Origin of the sequence: Anaerorudis cellulosivorans (assembly GCF_025943985.1) — a bacterium.
GTDB classification, from domain to species: Bacteria; Bacteroidota; Bacteroidia; order Bacteroidales; family Dysgonomonadaceae; genus Anaerorudis; species Anaerorudis cellulosivorans.
Genome location: NZ_JAPCWE010000004.1, coordinates 113,188 through 139,435, shown reverse-complemented (window position 1 = coordinate 139,435; position 26,248 = coordinate 113,188). Strand labels below are relative to the sequence as shown.

Annotated in this window: 14 protein-coding genes and 2 pseudogenes; 3 read left to right on the top strand and 13 right to left on the bottom strand. The window is 41.1% G+C overall.

Going from position 1 to position 26,248, the window contains the following annotated elements; genetic code table 11:
- Positions 1 to 7: 7 nt before the first annotated feature.
- The 13 genes and pseudogenes from galB to OLM34_RS03270 form a co-directional block, all read right to left on the bottom strand.
- On the bottom strand, positions 8 to 2,425 hold the full coding sequence (galB, locus tag OLM34_RS03330) for a beta-galactosidase GalB (RefSeq protein WP_264405227.1): 2,418 nt from the start codon (positions 2,423 to 2,425) through the stop codon (positions 8 to 10).
- A gap of 42 nt (positions 2,426 to 2,467) precedes the next feature.
- Positions 2,468 to 5,317 carry a TIM-barrel domain-containing protein gene (locus OLM34_RS03325; protein ID WP_413777181.1) on the bottom strand — a complete coding sequence of 950 codons (2,850 nt, stop codon included), beginning with the start codon at positions 5,315 to 5,317 and terminating at the stop codon, positions 2,468 to 2,470.
- A 334-nt stretch (positions 5,318 to 5,651) separates the two neighbouring features.
- Positions 5,652 to 7,181 (bottom strand): sulfatase-like hydrolase/transferase, encoded by a 1,530-nt coding sequence (locus tag OLM34_RS03320; protein ID WP_264405225.1) that lies wholly within the window; start codon positions 7,179 to 7,181, stop codon positions 5,652 to 5,654.
- 567 nt (positions 7,182 to 7,748) lie between these two features.
- Positions 7,749 to 8,624, bottom strand: a complete 876-nt coding sequence (locus OLM34_RS03315; protein WP_264405320.1) for an alkaline phosphatase — start codon at positions 8,622 to 8,624, stop codon at positions 7,749 to 7,751.
- A 121-nt stretch (positions 8,625 to 8,745) separates the two neighbouring features.
- Positions 8,746 to 9,930 (bottom strand): annotated as a pseudogene (locus OLM34_RS03310) (sulfatase-like hydrolase/transferase); the annotation flags it as partial.
- A 129-nt stretch (positions 9,931 to 10,059) separates the two neighbouring features.
- Positions 10,060 to 10,299 (bottom strand): annotated as a pseudogene (locus tag OLM34_RS11455) (transposase); the annotation flags it as partial.
- A gap of 411 nt (positions 10,300 to 10,710) precedes the next feature.
- Positions 10,711 to 12,423, bottom strand: coding sequence for a CBM35 domain-containing protein (locus OLM34_RS03300; protein ID WP_264405224.1), 1,713 nt, complete (start codon positions 12,421 to 12,423; stop codon positions 10,711 to 10,713).
- Between the two features lie 83 nt (positions 12,424 to 12,506).
- Positions 12,507 to 14,054 carry a RagB/SusD family nutrient uptake outer membrane protein gene (locus OLM34_RS03295; protein WP_264405223.1) on the bottom strand — a complete coding sequence of 516 codons (1,548 nt, stop codon included), beginning with the start codon at positions 14,052 to 14,054 and terminating at the stop codon, positions 12,507 to 12,509.
- A gap of 12 nt (positions 14,055 to 14,066) precedes the next feature.
- Positions 14,067 to 17,267: a TonB-dependent receptor gene (locus OLM34_RS03290; RefSeq protein ID WP_264405221.1), complete on the bottom strand. Its 3,201-nt coding sequence runs from the start codon at positions 17,265 to 17,267 to the stop codon at positions 14,067 to 14,069.
- 212 nt (positions 17,268 to 17,479) lie between these two features.
- On the bottom strand, positions 17,480 to 18,454 hold the full coding sequence (locus OLM34_RS03285) for a FecR family protein (RefSeq protein WP_264405220.1): 975 nt from the start codon (positions 18,452 to 18,454) through the stop codon (positions 17,480 to 17,482).
- A gap of 71 nt (positions 18,455 to 18,525) precedes the next feature.
- The gene (locus OLM34_RS03280) at positions 18,526 to 19,092 is read right to left on the bottom strand and encodes an RNA polymerase sigma-70 factor (RefSeq protein ID WP_264405218.1); all 567 of its coding nucleotides are present in this window, start codon (positions 19,090 to 19,092) and stop codon (positions 18,526 to 18,528) included.
- 166 nt (positions 19,093 to 19,258) lie between these two features.
- Positions 19,259 to 21,166: a biotin/lipoyl-containing protein gene (locus tag OLM34_RS03275; RefSeq protein ID WP_264405216.1), complete on the bottom strand. Its 1,908-nt coding sequence runs from the start codon at positions 21,164 to 21,166 to the stop codon at positions 19,259 to 19,261.
- A 212-nt stretch (positions 21,167 to 21,378) separates the two neighbouring features.
- Complete coding sequence (locus OLM34_RS03270) at positions 21,379 to 22,449, bottom strand: tyrosine-protein phosphatase (RefSeq protein ID WP_264405214.1); 1,071 nt, start codon at positions 22,447 to 22,449, stop codon at positions 21,379 to 21,381.
- A gap of 395 nt (positions 22,450 to 22,844) precedes the next feature.
- Here OLM34_RS03270 and OLM34_RS03265 point away from each other — a divergent pair, with 395 nt between their 5' ends.
- Genes OLM34_RS03265 through gnd form a run of 3 tightly spaced genes read left to right on the top strand, consistent with a single transcriptional unit; the run spans position 22,845 to position 26,223 of the window.
- On the top strand, positions 22,845 to 23,657 hold the full coding sequence (locus OLM34_RS03265; RefSeq protein WP_264405212.1) for an SDR family oxidoreductase: 813 nt from the start codon (positions 22,845 to 22,847) through the stop codon (positions 23,655 to 23,657).
- A gap of 11 nt (positions 23,658 to 23,668) precedes the next feature.
- Positions 23,669 to 24,748: a sugar kinase gene (locus tag OLM34_RS03260; protein WP_264405210.1), complete on the top strand. Its 1,080-nt coding sequence runs from the start codon at positions 23,669 to 23,671 to the stop codon at positions 24,746 to 24,748.
- Positions 24,749 to 24,768: 20 nt separating this feature from the next.
- Entirely contained in the window at positions 24,769 to 26,223 is a 1,455-nt protein-coding gene (gene gnd / locus OLM34_RS03255) for a decarboxylating NADP(+)-dependent phosphogluconate dehydrogenase (protein ID WP_264405209.1), read from the top strand.
- Positions 26,224 to 26,248 lie beyond the last annotated feature (25 nt).

Sequence of the window (26,248 nt, the reverse complement as noted above, 5' to 3'; positions counted from 1 at the left end):
ATTTATCTTACTTGACTTCTAACTCCACCATTGATTCCGGAAGATGATCAGATTGCAACATCACCTTCACCTTCCCTTTGGTTTTTCCGGAACGAACAATGACAAGACTCTTGCCGTTGAAAGCATCAATTTCATCGGATTGAAAAGAATGATGACTTGTTTGACATCCATTATCGACTCCGGCTATGGAGGCATCGCCCTGTATGGCTATTTTTATCCGATTATCTGCATAGGGAACCACATTTCCGTCTTTATCGGTTATATCAACGGTAATAAAAGATAAATCCTCTCCTCCTGCATAAATAATCTGCCTATCGGCATAAGCATTCAACTTGGCAGGTTCACCTGCCGTCTTAATCTCTTTTACAGCCACCAATTCCCCATCTTTTCTCGACTCGGCACGTAATATGCCGGGTTCAAACGGTATCCGCCACATCACATGCAAATCATCTCCCTGTTTGCTTTTGCTGCCAAGCGACTGTCCGTTCAAAAACAATTTCACCTCATCGGCATGATTGTAATAAGCCCAAACATCTACCAAATCACCTTCTTTCCAATTCCAATGCGGAAAAATATGCAAAACCGTATCGTTGGTCCATTCGCTTTGATACATGTAATAACTATCTTTTGGAAAACCTGCCAAATCGACTATCCCGAAGTAAGAACTGCGCGAAGGCCACTGATACGGTGTGGGTTCGCCCAGATAATCGAAGCCCGTCCAAATAAACATACCCGAAAGAAAATCATACTTCTTGATCAGCTTCCAACTTTCGGCATGGGTCGACCCCCAAGGTGCTCTGCAATTATCGTAAGCCGAACAGGTATTGTCAGGATTGCCTTCGTGAAAGGGAATATCCCAACGTGTAGGCCATACCCTTACACTATCGGAAGGCATGTCGTAATGTCCACGAGTTGCAAGGGCCGAAACAGTTTCGGTTGCGATGAATTTCTCTCCGGGAAATGTTTCCGGAAAATTCGGCCAATCCTGATGATGATAATTGAATCCGATGAGATCGAGAGCACCGGATTGGATGATATAATTATGAGGATAAGGCTCGTTATTACCCGTGGTAATGGGTCTCGTCGTATCAAGCTCATGAACAATTGAAACCAATTCGTGAGCAATGGCTACGCCTGTTGTGTCCCACTGTTCGGGGATCTCATTGCCAATACTCCAAATCATCACACTCGGATGATTACGGTCGCGCAAAATCTGATCTTGCAAGTCCCGACGATGCCACTCGTCCCAATAAAGCGAATAATCGTAAGCCGTTTTCTTTTTTGCCCACATATCGAAAGCCTCATCCATGACAATCAATCCCATCCGGTCGCAAATCTGCAAAAGCTCTGGCGCTGGCGGATTATGCGAGGTGCGGATAGCATTGACCCCCATTCCCTTCATGATTTCCATCTGACGCTCTATGGCACGATAATTAACCGCCGCCCCTAAGGCTCCTAAATCGTGATGCATACACACGCCATTAATCTTAAGCGGTTGTCCATTTAAAAAGAAACCTTTGTCGCTACTAAAATGGAACGAACGGATGCCGAAAACCGTTTCATAGCGGTCCGCCAACTCTTTTCCTTCAAAAACTTTGGTTACGGCTTTATAGAGAGCAGGATCTTGTGGCGACCACAAATCAGGATTAGGCACATTCGACTGCAACGTTACCTTTGTGATCTGTCCGGCTTTTACCGTCATTTCTTCGCTTCCGACATCACCTATTTTTTTGTTATGCCGATCCAGCAACTCTACTTCAACATGAAAATCGACATCCGTTTCACTACTGTTGCGAATTGTGTTTTCAATGCTTACCTTGGCATGATCTTCCCCGACTTCAGAAATTACAAAAGTACCCCAATGATCGACATGAACCGGATTGACTTTCGTAAGCCATACGTTCCGATAGATTCCCGACCCCGAATACCAGCGGGAATTGGGTTGAGCACTATTATCGACCCTTACGGCAATCACATTTTCCCGATCATCAAAATGGAGATAAGGCGTTAAGTCGTATCGAAACCCGATATAACCATTCGGACGTTTGCCCAGATAATGGTCATTGATCCAGACTTCGGAGTTCATATATGCCCCATCGAAATCGATGTAAAAACACTTCCCCGAATCGGCAGGCAATACCTTGAAAGTTTTGCGATACCATCCGATACCGCCGGGCAAAGCTCCGCCGCCAACTCCGGCAGGGTGATCGGGACTGAACGCGCCTTCGATGCTCCAATCGTGAGGCAGATTCAACGTTCGCCAATCGCCATCATCAAAGGCAGCTGAAGAAAAAACGACACTATCGCCCAACCGAAAACGCCAATCACTCGTAAACTTTTGTACTTCGCGAGGCGAAGACGAGCGGCGATCGCATCCGAAAAGAATGCTTACGACAGCCAAAATATACCATACGGATCTTTTCATAGGACTGATTTTTAAACAATGAAAATTTTTAAACATACGAAATTAATTTGCCGGCACATCAATGCGTGTACCATCATATTCAACCAAGATGCCCTTTGCCATATCCGGCTTGAAACCGACAGGATTGTTTTTCGATACAAATATGACATTAAATTTTCGGGATTCCAACATTCCGTCAAACTCTCCTTCACGATCCCCAATCACCAGTTTCTTCTCTTTTTCATTATAGGTAAACGGGATGATGGCGAATCTACCCTTTTCATAGTTATAATTTACATTTTCATCCTCATAAAGCTCGAAACTCCCATCAGCTCCCATATAAACGTACAAATCGATCGGGTCCGGCTTCTTTTCGTTGGCATACTGCAATTCGGGCCCGACAGGAATAATAGCACCTTCGGGAACAAACAACGGCATCTGCTCATAAGGTGCATCGACCCTTTTCTTTATGCCGCCTTCCTGATGTTGACCTGTGTAAAAATTGTACCACCCTTTATTTTCAGGGAAATAGACATCGCGATTGCGGGCTTTATATTCGTAAACCGGACAAACCATGAAAGCGGGTCCAAACATATACTGATCGTCGATACCATATACTTCAGTATCCGATGTAAAATCCATAGCCAACCCACGCATCATGGTATAATCATGATGATAAACCGCCCCGCATAAACTATACATATACGGCATTAAACGGTAGCGCAATTTATTGTAATACAACATCGATCGGTAAGCAGGATGATTTTCGGATGCAATATGAAAAATTTCTCGATAGGGGTATTGCCCATGCACGCGGAAAAGAGGAGCAAATGCACCAAACTGATACCAGCGTGTATTAAGTTCTCTCCACTCGTTCAAATCTTCACTCCCTTCCTTTGCATTTTCATACCGTTTTTCCACGCAAAACCCACCAATATCCATTGTCCAATAGGGTAATCCCGACATAGAAAAGTTAATCCCGGCAGGAATCTGCGCTTTCATGTCTTCCCAAACTGTCCCTATATCGCCGCTCCATGTAGCCGTTCCGTAACGTTGCATTCCAGCAAAACCCGAACGGGTAAGAATAAACACCCGTTCTCCTTTTCCATCACGCCGTTGCCCCTCATAAACCCCTTGGGCATTCATCAGTGCATAAGCATTGAAATATGCTGTGGAAGGACCATAAAAGGTGGGGCTCATTAAAGCTTTCCGATAGTCGACACTTGCATTGGAAAGAATATCGGGTTCGGTAGCATCAAGCCACCAAGCATCCATGCCCAGAGGATAGAGGTGCTCATGAATCTGCTGCCAGAACAATTGCCGTGCGGCCGGAGCATATGCATCGTAAAAAGATCCTATGTATCCCGGATATACCCAGTCGCGAATGCTGTCCTCTATGGCCTTTCGGTACATCCAACCGTTTCGGTCGAACTCATCAAAATGTTCGGTTCCGAGATAAAATTTAGGCCACACCGAAATCATAATGTGCGCATGTTGTTCGTGCACCTTATCAACCATACCTTTTGGATCGGGAAAACGCTCCGGATCGAACTCATGACTTCCCCATTGATCTGCTTTCCAGTAAAACCAGTCTTGAACGATATTATCGATAGGGATGCGGCGTTTTCTGAATTCGTTTAATGTGCCAAGCAGTTCATCCTGTGTTTTATATCGCTCCCGGCTCTGCCAGAAACCCATAGCCCATTTCGGCATGACTTGCGCTTTTCCCGTAAGCTCACGGTAATTGGCTATCACACCATCCATATTGTCGCCCGTCATAAAATAATAATCGATCCGGTTACCCATTTCGGAATAAAAAGAGATGTTTTTCTGCATTTCAGGATCGACAGGCGAAAGCGCTTTCAGTCCGATATAAGACACGCCTCCGTCGGGAATCCACTCCAACTTGAGATGGTATTTTTTACCGGTTTGCATATCGACCTGAAATTTGGCTACCGAAGGATTCCATGCCGTCCGCCAGCGATCGGCCTTCAACTCATCATCGATCCAAATTTTCGTATAACCGGCATAATAAAGAAGAAAACGATAAACACCATCTTCGAGCGGTTCAATATCACCCTCCCAGGTAATTTTGGCATTATTGAAATCCATCCCATCAGGAAAATTTTTAACCGTCTCCAGATTTTCATAATCGATCGTGCTTTCGTTTCGCACGATAAACACATGATTGGTTGCGACATTATCGATGTAAGTAGCCGTCAGTCGGCCCTCCTTGCCATCGGTATCGTAAAGTTTAAATTGGTTTATCTGTCCATAAGGACGTGGATCGCCATAACGCGTCAAGGAATAATTATCCCACAGTAATCCATAGTTCTTGGTAGAAACAATGAAAGGAATGGAAACTTTGGTATTATACTGGAAAAGCTCCTCATTTTTGCCCTTATAATTCATTTCGTGGGCTTGATGCTGACCCAAACCATAAATGGCCTCATCGTCCGAAGATTCGAAAATCTGCCGCAATTCGTAACCTTTAACGCCGTCAACCTGCATAGCCTTAAACGTTCTTCCCCCGGCTTGTTCCTGAAGAATCGCGTTCCCGCTCAAATCCAAAAAACGCACCGTTCCTGAGGTTCTTGATATCTCCACCTGTAATCTCGAAGTGGTTAATAACAAGAATTCTCCTTTTTCTGCGACTGTAAAGGGCACTTTCTTTGTTTTAGGCAACACTACAAGACTCGGCTCATCATCGAATTTGTCGGGAGTTGCCGAAACGCTGATGATATCGTCATCAAAAGGCTCTATCTTCACAGCTTTAGCTTTGCCCTCACGTGGATAAACGATTAAGGCATCTTCGTCGGAAGTCCATCCCCTACCGGAACATGACCATCCAACCACCGCTATCAATACAAAAAATAAAAGTCGTTTCATTAAAATCGGGGAACCTGTCCCCATTAATTTATTTCTTCGGGAATTTTAACAACTCTTGTCGCAATGCATTACCTTGCTAAGGTATTGGAAATTTCCCAATCGGGCATATTCCTATTTGCTAAATATTCTAAAAAAACTGTTTGTCAACCTGTTTGAAATGCTCTTCGCGTCTATTTTTTTTGTTTATTCTTTAAACTCATGTCCTACCCTGCCAACCCTATTCCATAACTCCCGATTCTCTCGAAATATCCCTTTAAAATAAAGGGTATTCTCCAAAACCGGGGTCTATCATTTTTTCCCCCTCCAAGCTTTCCCTAATTTGCTCGTTTGCGTGAAATTTATGAAAAATACCCATCGATCACAATTCCATACCGATTCCCTTGGCTTTCTCTTCCCGGAGAATCTCCTTCATGAAACGCACAACCAACGGATTGCCGGCAGCAACATTGTCGTATTCGCCCCGGTCGTGCACTATATCGTAAAGCTGATCCTGCGGATCGTTCCCCAACTCGGTGTTGGTGAAAGGATTGTAAGAGGAGCCATCCTGGGGCTCTATGTATTTCCAGTGCCGGGTGAGCACGGTCAACGTGCTTGCCGCACCGATAACGTAATCGCGTCCCTTTTCGTCATGCCCCAACCAGGCATCGAGCTGATCCCGGCTGTCCCCAACTTCCTTCACGGTAATATCCACGCCTGCCAATCGTGCCAATGTCGCCGGCATATCGATCTGGGAAACAAGTGCCGACGATTCCTTCGCTCTTGTCTTCCCCTGCCAATTCACGATGAACGGGACACGCGTGCCGGCCTCGTAAGCACTGTATTTCCCTCCGCGAAACGGCCCCCACGGCTTGTGATTCTTCAGCTTTTCTACCGCCTGATCGGCATAACCGTCGTCTACAACCGGACCGTTGTCGCTCGTGACGATGATCAGCGTATTGTCGCGAATCCCTGCCCTTTCCAAGGCTTTGACGATTTCGCCAACCGACCAGTCGAACTGCACGATGGCATCGCCGCGAAGTCCCATGTCGGTCTGCCCCCAAAAACGCGGATGGGGATAACGCGGAACATGAACATCGTTCGTCCCGAAATACAGAAAAAAAGGCCTGCCTTTGTTCTCTTCGATGAACTGTACGGCATGAGCCGTAACGCTGTCGGCTATGTGTTCATCTTCCCACAAGGCCGATTTGCAGCCTTTCATGTATCCGATGCGCGAAATCCCGTTCACAATGCTCATGTCGTGACCGTGACTGGGTTTCAGTTTCGTCAGCAACTCCGGATTGTCCTTACCGGTGGGTTCGCCGGGAAAGTTTTTCGTATAGCTCACCTGTATCGGATCTCGCGGATCGAGATTGGCCACTCGCTGATTTTCCACAAAAACGCACGGTACACGGTCGGCTGTGGCTGCCATGATGTAGGAATAATCGAAACCAATCTCACGCGGTCCGGGTGTTATCAAACCGTTCCAATTCTGCTTCCCTGTTTCCTTGCCCAATCCCAGGTGCCATTTGCCCACCGCTGCTGTCGTGTAGCCCGCTTCCTGAAGCATCTTGGGTAGGGTGTTACGCTCCGGATGGATAATCAGTGCTGCATCGCCGGCTGCTATACCCGTGCCTTTCCTCCGCCAGGGGTATTCTCCCGTAAACAGCCCGTAACGCGACGGCGTGCTGGTGGCAGCAGCCGAATGGGCATTCACGAAACGAATGCCGTCTTGCGCCAAAGCGTCCACATGAGGCGTATGCACTCGCGTTGCCCCGTAACACGACGAATCGCCGAATCCCAAATCGTCGGCATAAATGAGCACGATGTTGGGTTTTTGCTGCGCTTCGACAGGCAACAGGGGAAAAGTGCTCAACCCTAAACCTGCAAATAAAAATTTGAATCTACACATAAAGCTTACATGAATATGAATTCTATTTCCTATGTTCCTCTCTTCGCGGATTTGTCACTTCAAACGGCAGCAAAGATAACCCCCATTCCTGTTGCTAATTGAAATCGGTTTCTTCTGCTTCGCATTGCGTTCACCTGCTTGTTGCATGTTGCATATTACAAGACACCTTCTCCGTACCAAGGCTGCACCTTCTCCGCTCCTTCCTCGCTCCATGCTTGCATCAGCCTTGCACCAAGTCTACACGACAATCGTGCGGTTTATGCAGTGAGCATGCGGGTTTCACACATCATCAACCTGCGGAATCCTGAGTTGCTCTTCCTGGCTTGAAGCGAACAAAGAGCGAAGGAAGAGCGAACAAGGAGCGAAGAAATGCCTCTAAAACCCCTCTTGGGTGATCTTGAATTCTGCTATTAACAATTATCCATAACTCCGAGGTTCGTACCACAAAACGCAAGACTTACGCAATAAAAATACGCATTCCCTTGAAGCTATCAAAATATTTTCAATTTATGTTGTTCCTGTTCAGCATTTATCATTCCATCTGCAAGATCTGAATACCGCTTCTTTTTATTTGAATACGTGTTTCATCGGTCGTCCGATCCACACCTGCGGGGTTTTCAGATCGAAAATGTAGGCAATGGTTGCGGCTATATCGAATTGCATCATGCTCTCCTTAAATTCCGGAATCCGTTTGACGTTCTTCCCCGCAACAATAAATGGTGTTTCAAGCTCCTGAAGCGTCTTCCCACCATGACCTTTACCGATACCTCCGTGATCGACACTTAAAATGATGATGGTATCGTCCCATATGCCTGCTTCTTTGGCGGCTTCCACAATCTGTCCGATATAACCGTCCAGTTCCGCAAGTTTGGCATAATAGGCCGGCGTGTCGTGTCCGTCGGCATGACCTACATGATCCGGATTATCGAAAACAACGGCCAGAAGATTCGGCCTTTTCTCTTTCATGTATTTTACGGCCATCTCGGACAATGACGTCGGAAATTTTTCGTAATCTGATGCCCCGGCATGATAATTCAACGACAACGTATCCACCAGGTATTTGATCCCGTCCCATTCGTATAAACATCCGATCTCGGCTTTGGAATCGGCCTCGCGGAGTAAACTGAATATCGTGGGAAATATCCCGTGACGGGTAACCTCCCGTGAAGGTATTTCGGGTGTCCGAGAGCCCCACTCGGTATAGCCGTGCAACTCGGGACAGGCTCCCATGAACATCGATGCCCAATTTACCGCACTCGATGAAGGCAATACTGCCCTTTTTTTTAACGTATATGCCCCCTCACCCATCAGTTTCTTGACAACCGGCATATCGGCTTTTTCTACACTGTACGAGCCCCACCCATCCAGTCCGATCAAAATCACATGCTTGGCTTTAGTCCCGGCATACAGACTGAAATGAGCAAAAAAGACAAAACATACCATAACCTCTAAAATTCTTTTCGTTCTCATCATCCTCTTTTTTATAGTGTTGTTTATAATTTTGAAATAAACTGAACTCCAACTGTTTCTTGTATATCTTTTAGGGCTTGTTATAATAGCATTGCTAGACCTCATCCGGCCACGGACAAGATTTCCCCGTAGATTTGAAAGTAGGACGTTGGGCTTTTACTTTCCTTAGATATTGCCCAAGATCTTTCGATAATTTTTTTACAATTGCCGGATGTTGGGCAGCCAAATTTTGCTTTTCTCCAATATCGTTGCGAATGTTAAACAACTCTTTTTCCCCCGTTTGATAATAGTATATCAGTTTCCAATCGCCACTACGTATCGTACAGGTAGGACCAATACCGGGTCCCTCGTTCCCCCACAAATTCGGATAATTCCAATACAAGTTTCGCCCTTTGCTTGGGTCGCCCGTTCCTTTCAAAAGAGGCACAAAACTTTTACCGTCTATAGGCTGAACCGTTCTGAGTTTCGTTATCTCGGCCATTTCCAATATCGAAGGAAAGAAATCCTCGATAATAAGATAACTTCCGCATGTTGTTCCGGGTTTTACCGTTCCCGGCCATTTAACGATCATCGGAACACGAATACCCCCTTCGTATGCCGATCCTTTTCCACTGTTGAGCGGAGCATTTTGTGTATGCAAAGGTGGATCGCGCCACGCCGTATCGGTAGAAAAACCGCCATTGTCTGACATGAAAATAACAACAGTGTTCTTATCTTCCCCATTCTTTTCGAGCCAATCCAAAATATCTCCCAAGCTTTTATCCATTCCCTCAAGCAACGCCGCGTAGGCTGCTTCTTTTTCCGAAAGACCGGCTTCGAGGTATTTGGAATAAAAACGCTTATCGCGATCAATGGGAATATGAACTGCATAGTGCGATAGGTATAAATAAAACGGCTGCCCTAGCTTTTTAGCCTTATCCAAGGCTTTCAGGGCTTCAAGCGTTAATGCTTCGGTCAAAAAGATATCTTTTCCCCAATACTCTTTTAATCCGGGGACAGCTTGTAAGGGAGAGGGTTCCCCGTCGGTACGATTTCCAAAATTGTTTGTTCCCAAATAGCTCGCAACACCTCCTCCTGCATGACCCGCAATATTGACTTCGAATCCGAAATGATAAGGATTCTCTCCCGGCATGTCAACAGCACCCCAATGCGCTTTACCACAATGAATGGTATGATAACCGGCATCTTTCAATAGTTGGGGTAGCGAGGTAATGCAATACGTGTAGGGAATGTTGTGGACCTGACATATCCCGTTGACATTCCACGCGGGAAAATCGAGGGTAGCGTAAATTAAACTGTGTCAAGAATTATTTTCTTACAACTCCGCTCCTTTTTTTATTAAAGGGGAATGCTTTGTTCGGAGTTTTGTTGGTCGGGATAAAATTACAAAAAATATTGGCTTCTCGCATCATTCGAAAAGTTTAAATCTGTCAGAAAATTTAATTGCCGATTGTTGAGCGGTTTGCCCCCGGTTAGAGAGAGGCATTGTCCATTTTTTACGGATGTTGCGATAAGCCGAGCAGACCAACTTTTCCAATGCCGTATCGTTTGGGACAACGCCCTTATTCTTAGTCACTTTGCATATTTGGCGGTGGTATTCCTCTACCATGTTGGTGGTGTAAATGATGCGCCGGATGGCATTCGAAAAACCGGAGAGATTGAGAGATTGTCCGTACAGGCTATCAGAATATCTTTTACTCCCCGAGATTGTAAATTCAAATCGCGGTCGTGGGGAGTGTGGACTGTTATTTCCCCCATCCCGGTTTTAACCTGTTTGCTCATATAGCCATTTCAACGATTGCCTAAAGATCGCTCTTCGAAATCCATGTGGGCATCCATCTCGCCTTCAAGTGCGGCGTTTAAATTTTCTCCAAAAGTGGACCAAAAGCTCCCCCTTTCCCTAATAAAGTCTTGCCGGATTTTAACTGCTCCGGCGCTAAGGCTTCCATCGCCTTGTAATCAAAGACTGTCCTAAAAAGGGGTAGCTTACAACTATCTTCATTTTCTTTTTTAAAACCTAAACGTACTATGCTCTTAATTTGATTATAGTATAAGATAACTATTTTATTTTAATAAAATCAATATTAAATAAACCGTTATCATACTTATCCTTCTGGATATGTATATAATTTATACCAGTTTTAAGAAAGACTTCTACCTTTAGATTATCCCATTCATTTCTATTTTTTAAATTGGGCATACATAATTGTTCCCTGTATTTCTGATCATTGATATAAAGACTGCTAGTAGCTGTTACTCCTGATGAATTCCCATATCTGATTTGTAATTGATACATCCCATCTTGTGGAATTTCAACAACGGTTAATACCTTCCCATCTTTATCAAATCCTGACACATATCCATTACCGCTATATCTGAAATTTAAAGAGCTTTTATATACGTCAATCATTGAAGCAAATTCTGTTTCATATTTACGATTGAGAGTCTCTATTTTGATAATTTGGCATTCATGAGGTTCCAGTTCAACTAAATAGCCTCCTATTTGAGGACCTAAATCGGTGTGTTGCCAAAGACACCTGACATTTTGAGCCACGCCTCCTTCTATCCCTAATTCTTTTTCGAAATCAATACTTCTAATTTGCTTGGTATCTTCTCTGTTAAATAAGCCAACAACCCAATCTCCGTTTGGTAATTGCCCTGCCCAGATAGAGCTTTTTTCAATATCTTTATGATTAAAACTTAATGGCTTTGCTACGAATCCTTTATCATTAAGATCCAGCAATTCAGTATTTTGGTATATCCAAGAGCTTTCTCCTATTGTGTCGAATTGATCACCAATTGCCAAAGAAGAGCCGCTAATGACCATTAGAGAAAATAAAAACTTTCGTTCTTTATCATTAGCCATAGTATTCAAACGCATTAAATCTCCATCTAATATCATTTGCCCTCTACCTCCAATATCGGCAAAACCGATAAACCCGTCAAAAGCATTTCCGTATTGGGGCCAAAGCGCCTTTTGTTCTCCTCTCCTTCGGTTGCTTACAAATTCCCATCCTCCATCAAAGCAGTCATCATCAATACGTATCATATCCCCATATTGCAACTCATTTCGTGCATGGTCAAAACAATTGGGCATCACTAGGCTTATAAACAAATCATTTCCTGCAGCCTCTTTTATCCATTGAAGGGCTTTTATATATTTTACAACCCCATAGTTTCTCTCATAATTTTCCAAAAAATCAATTCGCAAATAGTTCGCACCTGATTCAATAAAATACCTAACATACCCTTGTATCCATTCTTTCGCTCCCGGTTTGTCTACATCAACCCAATATAAAGGTTCATTGAAGGAAATATCTCCAACAATTTCCTGAGCCTGAATATTTGTACCTTTTATAATCCCATTCTGCTGAAAAGCGGCTTTTGTCATCCACAAAGGATTGTAATATACGCCAAGTTTCATCTCTTTTTTTGCCAAATAATCAGCCCAGTAGCTGAACCCGTGTTGCCAGTCATCATTATATTTTACGATATAGCCGTCCTTATTAATTGTTTGTGCAGCTTCTACCCATCCATCGTTACAAACCATATCATATCCGTATTTTTTGAAATCTGAGGCTATCCAGTCAATATTTGCTTTCCATCGATCTTCAGGTATAGCCGTATTATTGACCCAGCAATATTCATAGGAAATCCAATAACGAGGCCCTGTCCCTTTTCTTGTAAAAGGACTATCGCGTGCTTCCAACCCAAATATCGTTACTCCTGAAAATATTGCTAAGATCAAAATAATTATCTTTCTATTTCTCATACTTTTAATATTGTAAGATTTACAACCCTCAGTTTAAGATTAGATTCTGAGGGTTGTAGGGTATTTTAAATTAAATTAAACAATTAATAACCAGGATTCTGTTTTAGATTCGGATTAGCATCCAATTGATTTTTAGGAATTGGATATAAACGCCTGAAATCTTCGCTTACATACGGTTTAAAGATCGTCGGGGCATTGTATTTTCCAAACCTGATCATATCCGATCTGCGCCAACCTTCTAAGAACAATTCACGCCCACGTTCATCAAGCAGATCCTTTTCACTAAGTACTGAAAATGGAGCAACACCGGCTCTTGCTCTAATTTGATTTACTATTTCAAGAGCTTCTGAATTAGAAGGATTCATACGCCACAAAATTTCAGCTTTCATTAATAAGATATCAGTATAACGAAAAACAAAGAAATCACTATTTAAGAAACCATTTCCTCCCATCTCAATTTCCCATTTTTTTATTCTTACCCCCGATTGGCGTATGGTGTTGTACAGAGAGACAAACTCCGGTGTAAAATGGATCTGAGGCCCATCGGGATCCAAATCTTTCTCATATCCATTATCGATCAATGGCTCACCTGTTGAAGTATATTGCGCCCCCCAAAGAAAATTGTTTTGTTTTCGTATGTCATCATCTTCATACAAATAAAAAAACTCTGTTTGAACAGAAAGCCCATTCCATGGTCCATTTGTCAAATTGAATGTTTGCTGACTGGCATAGTGTAACGAAACAAGGGGTAATATCCAACCCCATGGGGTATATATATCATCGAAAGGAATTGCAAATATTGCTTCTGTTGAACTTTCATTTTTCGATATGAAGTTTTCGCTATAAGTATTGGTCATGCTAAATATATTGGAATTGATGATGTCGTTACAAGCATCTAATGCCTTCTGGTATTCAGCAACTCCTGTATATACTTCAGCATTAAGATATAATTTTGCCAAAATAGCTTTTGCGGTCCAATAATCAGCCCTTGCATAAGTTATAGAACTCTTCTCTTTTGTAAGATTGGAGATATTTTCGTTTATCTCTTTTTCTATAAAATTATATATTTCTTTTCTACTATTAGTTGAGGGTAAATATCCTTCAGGAACATCAAATCGATCCACAATCGGAACATTTCCCCACATATCAATCAACCATAAATACCATAATGCTCTTACTATTTTCACTTCGGAGATATAAGCAGAGTATTTTTGAGGGTCAATTTGTTCTAATTGATATATTAATCGATTGCATGTATTGACTTGGGCAAAAAATGCTAACCATGTACCTTCAAAGAAACGATTATTGGAAATCCATGTATGGTCGGTCATTTGCTGATCTTGACCATCGCCAGCCCAATCACCTCCAGTTCTACCTGGGATAGCGACTTCGTCCGTCGTACAATAAATCGTCCACAAATGATCATTCTTCTGGAATGTTCTTAAGCCACTATAAACCGCCCCTAATGCTGAAGAAATTTCTTCTTCTGTCTGCAGAAAATTGTCATTATCTAACTGGCTGTATAGGGTTTCATCCAGATTTGTACAAGACAAGCTAAAGAGTAAAGAAATTAATCCGGAAAAAAGAGTTATCTTTTTAGCAGACAGATAAACTGTATTTATAATATCCATAAAGTTAATTTTTTAAAAAGTTAGATTAATGCCTAAAGTAATTGGCCGGGTTGTTACCCAACTATTAAGGGGTTCAATTCCCGGAGCAAGTACATTTCCGCCATAAGAATAACGGGGTTCAGGGTCAACTCCGGAATAATTCGTAATATAAAATAGATTTTGTCCTGTAAGATATAATCTTACTTGAGAAATAACTGATTGAGGTGGTAATTTGAAATTGTATCCTAAGGATAAGTTGTCCAACTTAATAAAAGAAGCATTTTCCACATAATGACTATTGTATGCGACCGGTCCCTTATATTCGGGTTGAAAATATTTGGTTTTAATCAGGTTATAAGTGCTTATACGCGATATTTGTTCAAACATTGTACGGTGGAGATTGACCAAATCATGCCCATATACACCCCTAAAGAAAAAGTTCAAATCAAAATTTTTATAAGTAAAAGTATTCCCAAATCCAAATTCGCCTTTGGGTAGTCCTCGTCCGATTACATCTACGTCGAGTTCGTTAATTACTCCATTGTTATCCAAATCCTTCAATTTGTAAGAACCATCACTATTAACCCCCTCATATATCCAGCCAATCATCTGTCCCAATGGTTTCCCTTCTTGAACTCGCACCACGTTTCCTGTAAGAGGCGCCGGTAATCCTCCCACCTCCCTAACTCCGTATTGGATATCACCGATTGAAAGTGAAATAATCTTCGAAGAGTTTGTTGAATATGTTAATTGAGTATTCCACGAAAAATTATTTGTTTTAATCACATCATAACTCATACCTAATTCAAATCCTCGGTTTTGTAGTTTTCCCGCATTCAAGACCGATGTTGGATATAAATTGGGAGGCACAGGTACATTTAATGTAATAAGAGCATCCGATGTTTTACGGTTATAGTAGTCAAGACTAGCTGTTAAACGGGAGTTGAACATACTGAAATCAATCCCGAAATCTATTTCCGATTTTGTTTCCCATTTAAGATCCGGATTGGGATTACTTTGAGGTGAATAGACCGGTGTAAATTGATTTTTGTAGAAATAATATTCAAGATTACTCCCCGGCCCATATATTTGTTTCGATAAATAGCTTTGGGCCGGCAATGCTCCTGTTAGTCCGTAACTTCCCCGCAATTTCAGTTGATCCATGTACGGAATTCTTAAAATACGGTTAATATCCACGCCTGCGCTTAATCCCGCAAAATTACCCCACTTATTCCCATCTCCAAAACGGGAAGACCCTTCATGACGAAGCGAAGCCATTAAAAAATATGTATTATCATAACTTAAATTGATTCGTCCAAAGAAAGCAATCAATTTATTGGATTCTTTATTACTTTCGCCCCTTGCTTTCCCATCAGCAAAATCCCGGGCCGCAGCTAAATTATTAAAAGAGAATTTATCGGTGAGAAAATTTCCGGCTTGTACATAAAAATATTCCGATACGAAATTCTGATATGAATATCCGATCAAAGTATTTACGTTCATTAGATTAATTGATTTCAGATAATTACCCGTAAGTTCAAACAAGTCATTTTTATTATTATAACTACTTTGGGAAGCCAATCCATTCCGATCTATTCCACTTCCATAAAGACTATGTTTGCTAATATATTGACCATTTTTAATATTTTCATTATTATGAGCATATCGAATGGAAGCAGTAATATCCTCTGTAATCTGAAGATCTCCCTGTATATTATAAGTGACTCTATCCGTCTTCCTGATATTTTGATTCTGATTAATGATAGCTACCGGATTAAATAGTTCATGTGCTCGATTTTGAAAATACCCGCCATATATATCATATTCTTCATCTTCTCCATACACTGGTGCCGTTGGAGGCATCACTATCGCAGATCTAAAAACATCGTCAAATCCGATTTTTGCATTTTTATTTTGTAATACAAGGTTTAAGCCTATATTGAGCCGATCGTTAAGTAGTTTTTGGGTCAAATTAAGTCGTCCACCAATTTGATTATAACCTGTTTTAGGAACAATTCCCTCTATATCCCGATAATTTATAGATCCCATATAAGACGTTTTCGGAGTCCCTCCCGAAATTGATAGGTTATGCACATGAGAAAATGCCGTTCTCGTAATCTCATCCATCCAATCTGTAGAACTCCCATAATCTGTTCCTCCATATTCGAGATACTCACTACGGCTCATAACAGGGAGAGATCTATCCATATTCTCTAAAGAAATATATCCGTTATAACTTACTGAATCGAAACCTTTCATCCCTGTTTTTGTTGTTATAATAATTACTCCACTTGAACCTCTGGTTCCGTATATAGCAGCTGCTCCGCCATCTTTCAAAACATCCATACTTGCAATATCAGACGGATCAACGCTATTGATATCGGCTCCTACAACGCCATCTATTATAATCAGAGGTTCTGTATTAGCGCCAATTGTAGATAATCCGCGTAAACGAATATCATATGTTCCATTGGGATTTCCCTGAGGAGATACAATACTCAAACCAGACACTTTCCCTTGTAATAGTTGAGCTGGATTATTAATATTGCCCTTATTGAAATCCTTTGGTTTAATATTTGTTATGGCACTGGTTATTTTATTTTTTTCTATGCTGCCATACCCAATCACCACAACTTCCTCAAGAAGTTCTGCAATTTCTTTCATGGTAACATTAATGACCTTCTTACCTTCAACGAAAATTTCCTGTGGCTCCATCCCAACATAACTGAATTGAAGAATAGCGTCTTCCGGTACATTCGTTAACGTATAATTCCCATTCATATTGGTGACGGTTCCCTGACTGGTGCCTTTTATCAAAATTGTAGCTCCAATAATCGGTTCTCCATTGGCGTCGACAACTTTTCCCGTTATCGTTTTGCCTTGCTGCTGGGCAGAACGGATCATTTCGGCAACAGTGGAGGCATTTCGGTTGGCTTTTTTCATCAGCACAATGTAGTTATTCTCAAAATCGTAGCCGATATCGGTTCCCGCAAATGCTTCATTAAGATACGCCGATACGTTGTCCGATTTCTTCCGAAGAGTTACTTTACGGTTGGCATCGACTTCCCGATTGCTGTAAACCACCAAATAATCGGTTTGCTTTTCAATTTCCTCTATAAGTTGACCTATGGTTATCGAATTCGTCTCCAACTCAATCACCGCTTCCTGCGCTTCTGTGTTCAAGGCCATCAACTGAAAAGAGAAAACAAACAAAAGAATAAAACAAATTTTCATGATTCGAAAGATTCCTTTAAAGGTTTTGTTTTTTATTAAATAAGGTGTTGTTAGAAATTTTATTTTCATATCTTTGTGATATTAAAGTGAATACTAAATAGATATTAGGTGTTTGCTTTTTTAAGGCGATGAGTGTGGCCGCACTTGTCGCCTTTCTTGTTTTCACGACTGCTTTTTTCTCATAGGCATATTATTTTAATGAATTAGTAATTTTATTTGCTTAATGTGATGATATTATTATCGATATCTTTTTCAATGTTGAAAGGATGTATTTTTCGGATGATCCGCAGAATTTCATCGACACCGTCGCGTTGACGGAATTTTCCGGTATATCTTACGTTGAAAATTTCCGGGTCTTCCACCCGAATAGTCACATCATAATAAAGTTGCAATTGTTCGATGATATCGAGCAGCCGTTCATTTTCAAAACAATAAATACCGTCTTTCCAAAGAAAATAATTTGGATTCGTTATTTCGGATATAGATGCTTTCCCCCCTTGCAGGACAAGTTCTTGACTAGGTTTCAACATAACATGATCGGATTCGTTAGCATTCCAAGAAATCTTTACAGAGCCTTCAACCAGAGCAATTCGAGAATAGCCCGTTTTGGGATAATTATATACATTGAATTGTGTTCCCAGCACCTTTAATCGAATATCTTGTGATTCAACAATAAAAGGTTTATGGGGATTTTTCGCCACATCAAAAAATGCCTCTCCGGTTAGGGTGACTTTTCGTTCTTTACCTGCAAAATGCGAAGGATAAGTCAATGTGGATTGGGCATTGAGCCATACGGTCGTTCCGTCTTGTAGCGTTATCTGTGCCCTTTGCCCCGCAGGGACATACAACGTATTGGTTGCTATTTCGCGAACGTTGTTTTTGGAAAAATATAAGGTTAAAAAAACAGTAGAGGTAATGAGCACAAGTGCAAAAGCTGCAATTTTCCCAAGTGATTTAATGAATTCCCTTCTTCGTTTGGCCTCAACGCGGCGAACAAACTGCCGAAAACTCACTCGAGCTGCTTCCTCATCCCCTTCATGCTTGGCAAGATGGGATAAAGCAAAAATATTTTGCAACCGGATATATTCTCTCTTCAACGATTCATCACTATTGATCTGCTTCAATAACTGCAGCTGGTCCGAATCATCGAGTTCTCCGAGAAAATATTTCAGCAAGCGGTCATCCATTTTTCCATCCTTCTTGTATTATTATAACGAACCACCCACAAAAATCCGCCAAAGAAAATCAAAAAAATTATTTAAATGAAGAGAAAAATGAACAAAGGTTGGTAGTCTTTTAATATTTCTTTTAACTTACGGTAAGCTATTGCCATTTGACTTTCAACGGTATGAACAGAAATATCTAATTCTTCAGCAATTGTTTTTTGTTTTTTCCCTTCAATTTTATTCATAACGAAAATCTGACGGCATTTCTCCGGCAACGATTGAATGGCATTAGCAATAACCGCTTCCATGTCAGTATTTGAAAAAATATGTTCATCAAACGCTTCCAGGGATTGAAATTTCATCTGCAAAGCCAACTCATATTCTTCCTGCATCTTATTTGCTGCATTTTGCATAACCATTCGATGGCGAAGGAAATCGATACATTTGTTTTTAATGGTTGTAAAAAGATATGACGCTAAATTAACAGAACTCAAAACAAATACCTTTCGCTCCCAAAGATCGAGAAAGACATCCTGAACAATATTTTCGGCATCGGCTTCACGAATAACATATTCTTGAGCAAAACGTTTCAACCGTGGATAAAAAGAAAGATAAATTTCTTCAAATTCAGCGATAGTATTTTTTGCGTTTTGCATCATTATTTTTTATTTTTGTAAGTAACCGACCCCAAAAATACAAAAATATTATAAAACACAAGTAGGTGAAAATGTTAATGCATAGCATAACGACAAAAAATTTTGTAGAATCAATAAAAAGCCGGAGATATCCATCCCCGGCTTTCCTATAACTCTATTGATAATTATTTTAAACGATTTCAACCAATGGTTGCCCGGCTCCTACATTATCTCCTTTCTTTACATATACCCGTGAGACTTTACCTGAAAATTCAGAAGGAATAGTGTTTTCCATTTTCATCGCTTCCAATATCAGAAGCGCATCTCCTCTTTTCACTGTATCTCCTTCGTTCACCAGAATTTTAACAATATTTCCGGGCATAGGACTTGTCATGACATTTCCCTGTTTAGCGTTTTCTTTATTTTGAGTTTGAGGTTGAGGTTCTACTTTTGAAGACTCTTCCTTTTCACCAACTTTTTCCGGATGAGCTGCCAAATATTCTTTTTTGCGTTGTTCTCTCAAGAATGATGCAGCTACCGTAGGGAACAACTCCAGCAAAAGTTCTTCTTTTTCGTCTTTAGCCAAACGAACACCACCGAATTCGGGTAAAACGGGATTGTCCTGCCGTTTATAGTTGGAAGTATCGTAGGGAACTTCTTCCGCTGATCCGGTGATTAGCTTTCTGAAGTCGGGATCAATCGGAACGGGTGTTTTCCCATATTCGCCTTTTACTAAAGCTATAAACTGATTGGAGGGATTCTGATATTTTGGACGCCCATGTTTAAGATTGATAGCAGATCTCACTGCTTGAACGCCAATAATTTGACTCGTTGGCGTTACCAAGGGTGGTAAACCGGCATCCAACCGTACACTGGGAATCAATTTCAGGGCATCATCCAAAATATCCATTTCGTTGAGTTCTTTCAACTGGGCTATCATATTAGTATACATACCTCCCGGTATTTCGGCATTCTTCACTTGTTCGTTCGGTTTTGGAAAACCAAAATAAGCTTCTATAGCATGACACGCATCGAGCAACGCATTTTCGTCATTTTTGTTCACCGCTTCAATGGCGTTGTCGAATTCCCTCTCGATTTCAGGAGGCAACGTATCAGATAAAGGATTAAATGCTTTAGGAAATTGTTTCACTGTATCATAAGCAGCAAGCTCTTTCCGTATTTCATAAAGTTCGTTGTTGATTTTAGCCACTGCATCCATATTAACCCCTATGTCTATACCCAATTTTTTGCAAAAAATATAGATCAGTTCAATAGCAGGTGCGGCCGGCCCTCCCGCAAAATACCAGATGTTGGTATCCACAATGTCGGCACCTTTCATAATTGCCGTAAGAACAGATGCCAATCCGTACCCAGGGGTACAGTGCGTATGAAAATCAACTGGGACATGGAGTTGCTGCTTGAATAAAGGCACCAGAGATGAAACACGAGAAGGCGAAATCAGTCCGCTCATGTCTTTAATGGTAATGATATCTGCACCCAATGCTTCCATTTCTTTTGCCTTATTTACAAAATAGTCATCGGTAAACACTTCCTTGTGTCGTTTGGTTCCTTCCGTTTTTTTCTTCGCGAAAATCCCTATAATTCCTTTCTTTTTCCCCGATTCATCCTCTTCATCCCCGTATTTTGGATCGATCGTATAACAAACCGCACAATCGGCCAATCCACCGTATTTCTTAATGGATTTCACACTCGATTTGATATTGTCAACATCATTCAGAGCATCGAAAATGCGCATGATATCCAAACCACATTCCACGGCATTCTTAAAAAAACCGTCGATTATTTCGTCGGGATAAGGAGCATAACCAAACAGATTTCTTCCTCTTGAAAGTGCGGCCAATTTTGATGAATCACCTATAGCGTCACTGATTTTTTTTAATCTATCCCACGGATTCTCGCCCAAATAACGCATTACTGCATCAGGAACAGCACCACCCCATACTTCCATCGCATAAAATGCTGCATATTTATAATAAGGTAAAACGCGGTCTATCTGCGACTGCGTCATCCGGGTTGCAAAAGAAGATTGCTGACCGTCTCTTAACGTAAGATCTCTAATTAGAAGCTTTTTTTTCATAGTAACTATATTAATTTTGTCCGTTTATGTGGCTTCCCCTTTTCCTATCGCGATAGGAAAAGGAATTGCATTTATAACAACCCTCAATAAATAAAGTTTTCGCCAAAATATTTTACAATATGCTGTTCAATTAGCTGTTTATAATATAAAGTATGGAACGGGTTCCCTTACGGTTTGTATTTTATGACGGATTGATTAACAACAGATACATTTTATTTGAAATTAAGATTATAAAGAAGATATTTTCTCAATAAATTTTTTTTACCGGTTGTGACATGAAGTCCTTTTTCCATAAAATTATCAACCGATCCATATTTTTGTCGAATATGATCGATGACATAATTCAAATATGCCTTGTCAACAGTTAAAACAGCCGTTAATGCTTCTTGGATATATTCTGGAAACCCTTCTGCGTTTTCCACCACTTTTGTTATATTGATGGTTTCGTTCGAAAGCATATAATCCTCCTCAATAATATAATGAGGAACACCCAACGCATAAAGTATAAAATAGGAAGCCAATCCCACTCTATCCTTGCCAAGTGCTTCCGATAATAATATCGGATAGCTATTTTCGTCACATAAAATATTGAACATTTCCGAAAATTCATCCTTGTAATTTTCTACAATGCCGACATACATATCCTGGACATAGCGAATGGCATCGCTTCGGGTGAAGCTTCCGTCTTCGATTTTCTGATTTAATGTATCTTCCCCCATTGACATAGGAAGACTTATTTTTCGGACGCCGGAAGGGAGTATATAAGGATGGATCGCGGCATTTTCTTTCGACCGAAAATCAATAACCGTTTTTATCCCCAGTTTCTTTATTCTTTCCATATCAAAAAGGTTGGCATTGCTTAGATCTCCCGAACGGTAAATCATCCCCCACCGGACTTGTTCGTCATTCACGGTAAAATATCCTCCAATATCCCGAAAATTTTTAACATTATCCATATCGATAATACGGTTAGCCACTATCCCCGACGTAGTTCCGGCTGTTTTTAAAAGAAAATACTCCCTTACGCCAAAACCCGAAGGATTAAACAAGGCAAACTGATCTTCTATCCTACTGGATTTTATCGGTACAAAATTGGCTAACGAACTATCCGACGATGAAGAATAAATATTAATTTTCCCTTCTTGGTCAGGGCTCACTTCCCATTTTACAAGGAAATTCCCATCTTTGTTTTTTTCTACAACCGACGTAATTTTAACAGCTGACGCACACCCATACAATAATGTCAGCAAGATTATGATAAAAATATACCTGATTCTTTGCATCTTAACACCTCTATCAAGTAGATAAACATACAAATATAATGAAAAATAATCATTCACCAATTATTACGAAACCAAGCTATTAACAATAAATAATGAGTTTCGCCGCATTTTTTTAATCCTTAAAAGTTTAGAGGAATTTTGAAATCAAAAAACAATAATGAATACGATATCCTAGTTCTCAAAAACAAAACTTGAAATTAACACCCGAATATCCAGAGATTAACAATATTTATTATTTTATACACTAATAGTATAGAGAATATTTATACTTTTGTGTACGTACACAAGGTGTGCAGCAAAAAACGTTTTTAAACCGACTAAAAAAGGATTTAAGAAAATCGAGTCCGAAAAATCAAGAAAAACTAAATAAATAGTGTTCAATAAAAAATAAAAGTATGTACGAACTATTCAACATTCAAAACAAAGTTATAGCGATTACCGGAGGAACCGGTGTTCTAGGATCATCAATGGTAGAGTATCTGGCAGCACACGGAGCAAAAATGGCTGTTCTTGCTCGCAATAAGCAAAAAGGCAATGAATTGATCGAACGAGTAAAAGCGAAGGGGGGAGAAGCCATTTTTCTTCAAACAGATGTCACCAATGAGGCCATACTTGCACAAAATGCAGAAGATATTGTGGCAAAATACGGCCGAATTGATGTGTTGATAAATGCTGCAGGCGGGAATATGCCCGGGGCAATCATCAGCCCCGATGGTACTATTTTTGACCTGAAAATAGACGATTTTCGTAAAGTTGTGGATTTAAATCTGATGGGAACAGTAATACCTACCATCATCTTTGCCAAGATTATGGTTGCCAATAAGCAGGGAAATATCATCAATATTTCATCGGAAGCTGCTCTCAGGCCTCTTACCCGGGTCGTTGGCTATGCGGCAGCAAAAGCTGCGGTTACCAATTTTACCAAATACATGGCAGGTGAACTTGCCATAAAATTCGGAGAAAATTTCAGAGTGAATGCAATTGCTCCCGGTTTCTTTATTACCGAACAAAACCGAACGCTTTTGACTAATCCTGATGGCTCATATTCAGACAGAGGAAAAGCCATTATCCAGCACACGCCATTCAGGCGATTCGGCGTTCCTGAAGATTTACATGGAACATTACATTATTTGGTAAGCGATGCTTCCAAATTTGTAACCGGTACGGTTGCCGTAGTTGACGGCGGTTTTGATGCATTTAGTCTTTAAAAACAAATCATATGTCGTTATTATTAAAAAAAGGCTGTAAATATTCTTTACTTGTGCCAACAAGCATGGGCGTGAGGATTACACCCGTGAATGCCCAACCCGTTCATTGCAGTACACACTTCGAAATGCAGGCTACCAGTGCCGAAACAAATGTTGCGAGTATTTCGTCATATCTGGGACTTCCGGTAAAAGTGTTGACCACATTCGTAAAAGATAGTCCGATCGCCGAATTTATTAAAGCCGACCTTCGACGGAGAAATATGGATTTCGAAGGTCCCGAAGTTCCCCAGGGAGGTCCATGGGGCTATCGCCATCAATTTAATATTGCCGACAGCGGATTCGGACTAAGAGGTCCTCGGGTACATAATGATCGTGCGGGAGAAGTAGGAAGAACATTACACGTGAAAGATTTCAACCTGGAGCGCATTTTCGCTCAGGAAGGTATTCAAATAGTTCATCTATCGGGACTAATTGCTGCGCTTTCGCCCGACACAAGCAATTTTTGTCTTGAGATCGCCCGTTTTGCAAAAAAACACAGCACACTGATTTCTTTTGATCTTAATTACCGGGCTTCATTCTGGAAAGGACGCGAAACCGAACTTTCAGCTATATTCAAAGAAATTGCTTCGTTGTCGGATATTCTTATTGGGAACGAAGAAGATTTTCAACTTTGTCTCGATATTAAAGGCCCCAATCCGGGAGGTGAAGATATTGATGACCAACTCGATGCATTTAAGGAAATGATTAAAAAAGCACATAAAACCTATCCCGAGGTTTCAGTTTTTGCCAATACGCTGCGAGAAGTTATCAGTGCAAATGAACATCTCTGGGGCGCTATTGTTTATGAAAATAATAATTGGCATGTCATAAAACCCAGAAAAATCAATGTTCTGGATCGCATCGGGGGAGGCGACGGCTTTGTGGGCGGCCTGCTATACAGCATCTTAAGAGAATGGCCCTCTGAAAAATGGATCCAATTTGCATGGGCAAGCGGTGCACTGGCAACAACATTCCTCACCGATTATGCACAACCTGTTGACGAGGAAATGATCTGGAACATCTGGGAAGGAAATGCACGAGTAAAAAGATAAACGTATAAAAAAACAAGAGTATGAAAAAATTAGCAGATATCGGGCTGATCGGTCTTGCCGTTATGGGTGAGAATTTGGTTCTGAATATGGAAAGTAAAGGCTTTACAGTAGCTGTTTTTAACCGAACAGTTTCAAAAGTTGACGAATTTATCAATGGAAGGGCTAAAGGTAAAAACATTATTGGGACACATTCTCTCGAAGAATTGGTAGCTTCGTTAAGCCGACCTCGCAAAGTAATGTTGATGGTCAAAGCCGGACAACCCGTAGATGACTTTATAGAAAAACTAATTCCTCTGCTCGAACCCGGTGATATCATCATCGATGGAGGCAACAGTTACTTTATGGACACACGTCGCCGTACCAAGTATGTTGAGAGTAAAGGATTATTATATATCGGTACAGGTGTTTCAGGAGGTGAAGAAGGCGCATTGCGCGGTCCTTCGATGATGCCCGGAGGTTCTCCCGCTGCTTGGCCTCACGTAAAAGAGATCTTCCAAGCTGTAGCAGCCAAAGTCGATGACGGCACACCATGCTGCGACTGGGTTGGTGAAGATGGGGCGGGACATTTCGTGAAAATGGTACATAATGGTATTGAATATGGTGACATGCAAATCATTAACGAAGCATACCATCTGATGAAAGAGTTGCTGCGTTTGACCCCTGATGAGCAACACGAAGTGTTTAAAAAATGGAATACGGGAAAACTCAATTCCTACCTGATTGAAATTACTGCGGATATTTTGGCTTTCAAAGATTCGGATGGCACACCATTAGTAGAAAAAATTTTAGATACTGCAGGTCAGAAAGGTACCGGAAAATGGACAGTAATTACTGCCCTTGAACTTGGGATTCCGTTGACATTAATCGGCGAATCCGTATTTTCTCGTTGTCTGTCGGCTCAAAAAGATCTACGCGTTAAGGCTTCAAAAGCAATTTCCGGCACAAAACCTCATTTCAAAGGCGACAAACAACAATTTATTAATGATCTGGAAGAAGCATTGTATGCCGCAAAAATTATTTCCTATGCACAAGGATATGATTTGATGAGAGAGGCCGCAAAAGAATACAACTGGAATTTGAATTATGGCGGCATAGCTTTAATGTGGCGTGGGGGATGCATCATCCGATCGGCATTTCTAGGTGATATAAAAAAAGCATTTGATAAAAATCCTTCTCTTGAGAATCTCCTTCTTGATCCTTTCTTCAAAAATGCTGTACAATCGGCGCAGGAAAGCTGGCGAAGCGTATGTTCAGCAGCACTTGAAAACGGTATCCCTATCCCTGCACTTTCGTCGGCGTTATGTTACTTCGACGGTTTCCGCTGCGAACGATTACCGGCTAATCTGCTTCAAGCTCAACGCGATTATTTTGGTGCACATCAATATGAAAGAATAGACAAGCCTCGCGGCGAATTTTTCCATACCAATTGGACGGGGCACGGAGGTGACACGGCTTCTTCAACTTATCAGGTATAATTTTAAAAACACTCATGACATGATA

What these genes read in the sequence shown, in the direction of transcription:
- OLM34_RS03320 (WP_264405225.1), bottom strand. Translation starts at nt 7,181, where the DNA reads ATGTGTAGATTCAAATTTTTATTTGCAGGTTTAGGGTTGAGCACTTTT.
- OLM34_RS03325 (WP_413777181.1), bottom strand. Translation starts at nt 5,317, where the DNA reads ATGGGGACAGGTTCCCCGATTTTAATGAAACGACTTTTATTTTTTGTA.
- OLM34_RS03285 (WP_264405220.1), bottom strand. Translation starts at nt 18,454, where the DNA reads ATGGATGACCGCTTGCTGAAATATTTTCTCGGAGAACTCGATGATTCG.
- OLM34_RS03300 (WP_264405224.1), bottom strand. Translation starts at nt 12,423, where the DNA reads ATGAGAAATAGAAAGATAATTATTTTGATCTTAGCAATATTTTCAGGA.
- OLM34_RS03265 (WP_264405212.1), top strand. Translation starts at nt 22,845, where the DNA reads ATGTACGAACTATTCAACATTCAAAACAAAGTTATAGCGATTACCGGA.
- gnd (WP_264405209.1), top strand. Translation starts at nt 24,769, where the DNA reads ATGAAAAAATTAGCAGATATCGGGCTGATCGGTCTTGCCGTTATGGGT.
- OLM34_RS03270 (WP_264405214.1), bottom strand. Translation starts at nt 22,449, where the DNA reads ATGCAAAGAATCAGGTATATTTTTATCATAATCTTGCTGACATTATTG.
- OLM34_RS03290 (WP_264405221.1), bottom strand. Translation starts at nt 17,267, where the DNA reads ATGAAAATTTGTTTTATTCTTTTGTTTGTTTTCTCTTTTCAGTTGATG.
- OLM34_RS03315 (WP_264405320.1), bottom strand. Translation starts at nt 8,624, where the DNA reads ATGGTATGTTTTGTCTTTTTTGCTCATTTCAGTCTGTATGCCGGGACT.
- OLM34_RS03280 (WP_264405218.1), bottom strand. Translation starts at nt 19,092, where the DNA reads ATGATGCAAAACGCAAAAAATACTATCGCTGAATTTGAAGAAATTTAT.
- galB (WP_264405227.1), bottom strand. Translation starts at nt 2,425, where the DNA reads ATGAAAAGATCCGTATGGTATATTTTGGCTGTCGTAAGCATTCTTTTC.
- OLM34_RS03260 (WP_264405210.1), top strand. Translation starts at nt 23,669, where the DNA reads ATGTCGTTATTATTAAAAAAAGGCTGTAAATATTCTTTACTTGTGCCA.
- OLM34_RS03295 (WP_264405223.1), bottom strand. Translation starts at nt 14,054, where the DNA reads ATGGATATTATAAATACAGTTTATCTGTCTGCTAAAAAGATAACTCTT.
- OLM34_RS03275 (WP_264405216.1), bottom strand. Translation starts at nt 21,166, where the DNA reads ATGAAAAAAAAGCTTCTAATTAGAGATCTTACGTTAAGAGACGGTCAG.